The organism is Microcystis sp. M53603_WE2, assembly GCF_030065435.1.
In genome coordinates, this window is sequence record NZ_JASJFF010000521.1 from 1 (window position 1) to 5,057 (window position 5,057).

The following is a 5,057-nucleotide window of genomic DNA, read 5'->3' on the forward strand; positions in this document are numbered from 1 at the left end:
AAATCCTTATCTGGCAAGAGACTTAATTGATTAGTTCGCTCTAGATAAAAAACAATTGACAAAAATCGCTAAATGCCTTTCTATATAAGGGTTCCATCCCTTATAATCCCCGTCCATTGCATAACACAAACCGAAGAGCCGCCGGATCTAACCCTTTTATTGGTTCTGGAGAAATCATTCCTGGCTCTAGCTGGACGGTTCCTATTACTCGCAAGAAGAAACATCAAGAAAAATCTGAAGAATGGGAAAATTCTCAAGAATACATTGAGATTGCCGTTGACCAGTTTTATCAAGCCACTGATCGAGAGATTGACAAGCTAAATTTACCAAATCTAGAAATATTGAGTCGCTTATATATTGATGGCTTTGAGCTAGAGCCTGATGGGAAGCTGCTGATGAACACTACTTCCCGTCCAGCCGTAATGTTTTTAGACGACCCACTTTTAATTAAAGAACAGGGTGACGTGGCTGGCAAAAAAAGAGCCTATCGTATTTATAGATATGTTGACCAAGAAAGAGATTATATTCTTTCTTACTTTCTGCGCTTTTATAATGCAGGAAAAGTCACTTTTGTTGAGTCATCAGCTTATATACTAACTGGAATTGATCGGCAAAGATTTAGTTTGAGTTCGCTTCTTGAAGATGGTCCATTATCTCGAACATTAAAGATGCTATTGGGTACTATTATTTTTGCATCTGGTATCTATTTAGGGTTGTCATTATGGTATGTCGTTGTATTTTCCTTCTACCTTTTTTACTGGAAGTTTAATGATGCTCGACAACGGCGGGCAGCAGAGTTTCAAGAAGAGTATAATTATGGATTAGAACAAACTTTCCGTGAGTTCATTGCAGAACCTCTAGATTTAAGTCAAAGAGCCAGGAGACAACAAACAGTAAATTTAGCAAAAAATCCTCTAAGTCGTTCAATTAAAAACTTTATTAGCCAACTGAGAAGAACTCCTTTGGGTATCCTTATTCTTATTATTCTTATCTTAGCTTTTTCCCCTTTATTCATTATTTTAGCTATTTTTATATTTTTTGCTAATCGTTACCGCCAATTAAACACTGATTTAAAAGTTAGTTTTGATTACTATGGTACTCAAGATGTCCTGATGTACTGGAAATCAATACAAAATGGGATTTTTTTCAGTACCATTAAACTGCTAAAGAGCCAGGGGATTGACTCATCTGAATTTGAAAGATCGGTCATAAGTATTATCAATAATGTTACGAGAATTACGGCGGGAAATATTACCAACAGCCAAATCGCTGTGGGGTCAGGCTCTACTTTTTCCCAAAGTACAGGAACATCACAAACACAAAGCTCATGAGCAGGAAAGGAGGTTATTATGAACCAGCGTAAAGACTATAAATTCGGTGATATTCATGGAAGCCAAGTTGCCATTGGTGATAATAGTAAAACAAGTCAGGATATGGAAACTAATGCTTCTGAAAAAAAGCAAACCCTAGCTGAAGCAGCAGCAGAGATGCAATCTTTACTAAAACAATTAGAGTCAACTTATCCTACTGATACCTATAAGGGTAAAGTCGCATTAGCTGATGCGGTTGTCGAGCAGATAGACAAAACCCCAAGTTTGACAAGAATATTCAGTGCTTTAAAAGCGGGTAGTATTAGTGCTTTAGATTCATTGCTAGACCATCCGGCTGCTAGTTTTGTTATCGGTGCTTTAGAAGACTGGCAAAATAACAATAGATCGAAAGCAATTGACGAAAATCACTAAAATTTCGGTTCTTCGTTATTTGGTATGGTTCAATAGGGGAGCATAAATCGACTAAATCCTTATCTGGCAAGAGACTTAATTGATTAGTTCGCTCTAGATCGAAAACAATTGACAAAAATCGCCAAATGTCTTTCTCTATAAGAGTTTCATTCCTTATAATCCTGTACGTTGCATAAGACAAACCGAAGAACCATCTGGGTTGTAATAAACCTACACCTGTCAGCATCCCACACCCCATCACCCCACTTCCCCCCGGTTGAGTTAGCGGGTTCGGCTTCGATCTGTCAGAATACAAGTATTGAAACAAACCTTTTAAGAGGCTTCATGGTGGAAGTTAAAGTCGTTCCCCCGAAACGCAATTGGGTTCAGACGTGCTGGCAATCCCTGAATTCCTTATCCCGCTTACTGGTGATTGCTCTAGCCGCACCACTTGTCGTCCTGAATGTCTGGGCATTATCGGCAATTTTTGGCTATTTTGAATCTTTATTTGTTATTTTACTGATAGCGGCCGTTCTATCTTTTCTCTTGGGTTATCCGGTGACTTGGTTGGAACGTCAGGGATTAAAACGGGGTTTAGCTGCAATCGTGGTTTCCCTGATCACGATTTTAATTTTTGTGGCCGTGGGCATAACCCTAGTTCCCCTAGTCTTCACCCAAGCACAGCAATTTGTCAACAGATTGCCAGAATGGTTAGACTCGGGACAGCGCCAACTGATGCAACTAGATACCAAAATCGACACGATGAATCTACCGATTCCGATCAGTTTCGATGGTGTTATCGCTCAGTTTAACAGTCGTTTAGGGGCAGAATTGCAAATTCTAGCGGGAAGAAGCGTTAATTTAGCCCTTAATCTCACCGTTTTTACCGTGGTGCGCGTGCTTGATGTGCTGCTAACCATTATCCTCACCTTTTATCTACTTCTCCACAGTCCCGATATCTGGAGGAGTATTATCCAATGGTTGCCCAAACCCGTCCAACAACCCTTTTCCCTAACCCTACGCTTAAGTTTTCAGAATTACTTTGTCGGACAGGTAATTTGCGCCACCTGCATGGCCCTGGGATTAGTCACGGCATTTTTATCGATTAAAGTCCCTTTTGGTCTCCTATTCGGTCTGTTGATTGGCACCATGGCCTTAATCCCTTTTGGGGGAACTGTAGGCATTGTCACGGTGACAGCTTTACTAGCTTTGCGCGATATTGGTTTAGCTCTGCAAGTTTTAGCCGTGGCTGTAGTGGTGCAGCAAATTGTCGAAAACGGCATTGCTCCCCGGATTTTGGGCAGTGTCACCGGGTTAAATCCCTTTTGGGTGTTGGTCTCGGTCTTGACGGGGGCGCGAGTGGGCGGTTTACTGGGGGTGATTGTCGCGGTTCCCATGGCAGTAATGATCAAGGAAGCTTTGGAGGTTATCCGTCAAGTGACACCAGAGGAGACAAAACACGGGATAATTAAACCCTCTCTCCCCCTAGAATCAGAATCCTCTAGCGAGGTGGTTTCTCGCTGAAGAATGACTGACGGCATGATCTAGGGCGATGTGAGCAGTAATATTGGCCGGGAGAAATCGGCAATTTTCTCGCAGGTTCTTGGCTTTTCTCCCTCGATCGAGTTATGATATCCATATTGGTAGATTAACTCCACTTGCCCTGATCGCTGTCCCTGACAAGCAAGGACAAATCAAGGCTTGAGGATGCCTTGCTGGTCTCTGGGGCCTGGCTTATTGGGAGATTAGCTAACCAATTGTCTCTAAACTCGGATAATTTTAAGAACGGGTCATTGTCTATCCCGATAAATCAGCAAAAAATCGATATTTTGGTTAAATAGGCTACATTAACAGCCAAGTTTCTATCGTAAGCTCGAAGTTAAGACATAAAGTCAATATCACCCTCCGATTGCAATGAGAAAATGTTTGAATCGCTTAATATTTGGGCTTTTCAGACATTTTTTTTGTGGATTGATACTAAATCCAGTTATTAAAAACTGATTTAGTATGACATGGACAAACACCAACAGACCATGATCTGGAGAGATCGTCAAGAAAAGTATCAGAGTGAACTCTTGGAAAAGAATTGGTAAAATATAATTAGTAGGGAGAGTATTGCTGTTAATGTTTCGCTTTTTAACGAGACGTTAACCAAGCTCAAAGGCAAAAAATAGCAGTAATTTGCTAAAAGCTAAAAGCCGATAGCTGACTGCTCTATATATCTCTCGTATTCTTTACTTGTCGAGTTCAACACGACCCCTTTATGGAATCAAGCAACCCGTCAGGGAAGACTTCCGAACCTCCTAGTCATAGGTGGGCCAATTTACTCGGAACCATGATCGCAATTCTGACCCTAACGTTACCCTTGTTAGCGATTGGATATAACTCCACGCCTAACTATACCGAAGAACCCCTTACCGGTAACACATCCTACTCCCTAACGAGGCAAATGAGGTGACAGAATTGAGATAGACGATTGCCAAAATAAAAATTTTTTTCTTCGTCCCGATCCCCCTTATGAGTAAAATTTGGATCGGAGTCAATCAAAGTGTGTTTTAATTTTGCTTGCGCTTTTAGGTGACTCTAAAGGCGCTATTGTCTTGTATTTGGAGAAAGCTTGTGGATTTATCGCGCATTCCTGCCCAACCGAAACCAGGTTTAATTAACGTTTTAGTGGAAATTACCGCCGGCAGTAAGAATAAATACGAGTTTGATAAGGATTTAAATGCCTTTGCTCTCGATCGCGTTCTCTATTCTTCGGTACAATATCCCTGTGATTATGGTTTTGTTCCCAATACCCTCGCCGATGATGGCGATCCTTTAGATGGTATGGTGATCATGGATCAGCCTACTTTCCCCGGCTGTGTGATTACGGCGCGTCCCATTGGTATGCTAGAAATGATCGATGGTGGTGATCGCGATGAAAAAATTCTCTGTGTTCCCGCTAAAGATCCTCGTTATGCAGAGGTAAAATCTCTTAAAGATGTCTCTCCCCATCGCTTGGAGGAAATCGCCGAGTTTTTCAAAACCTATAAGAATCTAGAGAAAAAAGTCACAGAAATTCTCGGTTGGAAAGATGTGGACGCAGTAACCGCTTTAGTTGAACAGTGTATTGCTGCTTATAAGTAAGGTTTGCGGCAAAAAGTTTGTTGTGGGGTTAGGAGTCGGGAGTCAGGAGTCAGAATTCAGGAGTCGGGAGATAGGGTGATAGGGATTTAGGGGTTTAGGGAAATTTCAGCCAAATGCTCCACTACCCCACTACCCCACTACCCCACTACCCCACTACCCCACTACCCCACTACCCCACACCCCACACCCCACACCCCACACCCCCAC

The 5,057-nt window shown here is 41.9% G+C and carries 6 protein-coding genes; 5 read left to right on the top strand and 1 reads right to left on the bottom strand.

Annotation, left to right across the window (positions count from 1 at the left end):
* Positions 1–116: 116 nt before the first annotated feature.
* Both PX481_RS10860 and PX481_RS10865 read left to right on the top strand, forming a co-directional pair.
* Positions 117–1,331: an AbeC-like domain-containing protein gene (locus PX481_RS10860; protein ID WP_288024799.1), complete on the top strand. Its 1,215-nt coding sequence runs from the start codon at positions 117–119 to the stop codon at positions 1,329–1,331.
* 18 nt (positions 1,332–1,349) lie between these two features.
* The gene (locus PX481_RS10865) at positions 1,350–1,742 is read left to right on the top strand and encodes a hypothetical protein (protein WP_002760582.1); all 393 of its coding nucleotides are present in this window, start codon (positions 1,350–1,352) and stop codon (positions 1,740–1,742) included.
* Here PX481_RS10865 and PX481_RS10870 read toward each other — a convergent pair.
* Positions 1,678–1,923 carry a hypothetical protein gene (locus tag PX481_RS10870; protein ID WP_223213027.1) on the bottom strand — a complete coding sequence of 82 codons (246 nt, stop codon included), beginning with the start codon at positions 1,921–1,923 and terminating at the stop codon, positions 1,678–1,680. The two genes, PX481_RS10865 and PX481_RS10870, sit on opposite strands and share 65 nt — an antisense overlap.
* Positions 1,924–2,066: 143 nt before the next feature.
* On the opposite strand from PX481_RS10870, the gene PX481_RS10875 reads away from it, so the two are divergent.
* The 3 genes from PX481_RS10875 (at position 2,067) to PX481_RS10880 (ending at position 4,850) form a co-directional block, all read left to right on the top strand.
* Positions 2,067–3,245 carry an AI-2E family transporter gene (locus PX481_RS10875; protein ID WP_002760581.1) on the top strand — a complete coding sequence of 393 codons (1,179 nt, stop codon included), beginning with the start codon at positions 2,067–2,069 and terminating at the stop codon, positions 3,243–3,245.
* Between the two features lie 739 nt (positions 3,246–3,984).
* Positions 3,985–4,179 (top strand): TLTLP motif-containing protein, encoded by a 195-nt coding sequence (locus tag PX481_RS30115; RefSeq protein ID WP_012267246.1) that lies wholly within the window; start codon positions 3,985–3,987, stop codon positions 4,177–4,179.
* Positions 4,180–4,340: 161 nt separating this feature from the next.
* Positions 4,341–4,850 carry an inorganic diphosphatase gene (locus PX481_RS10880; protein WP_002760578.1) on the top strand — a complete coding sequence of 170 codons (510 nt, stop codon included), beginning with the start codon at positions 4,341–4,343 and terminating at the stop codon, positions 4,848–4,850.
* Positions 4,851–5,057: the final 207 nt, after the last annotated feature.

What these genes read in the sequence shown, in the direction of transcription:
- PX481_RS10875 (WP_002760581.1), top strand. Translation starts at nt 2,067, where the DNA reads ATGGTGGAAGTTAAAGTCGTTCCCCCGAAACGCAATTGGGTTCAGACG.
- PX481_RS10865 (WP_002760582.1), top strand. Translation starts at nt 1,350, where the DNA reads ATGAACCAGCGTAAAGACTATAAATTCGGTGATATTCATGGAAGCCAA.
- PX481_RS30115 (WP_012267246.1), top strand. Translation starts at nt 3,985, where the DNA reads ATGGAATCAAGCAACCCGTCAGGGAAGACTTCCGAACCTCCTAGTCAT.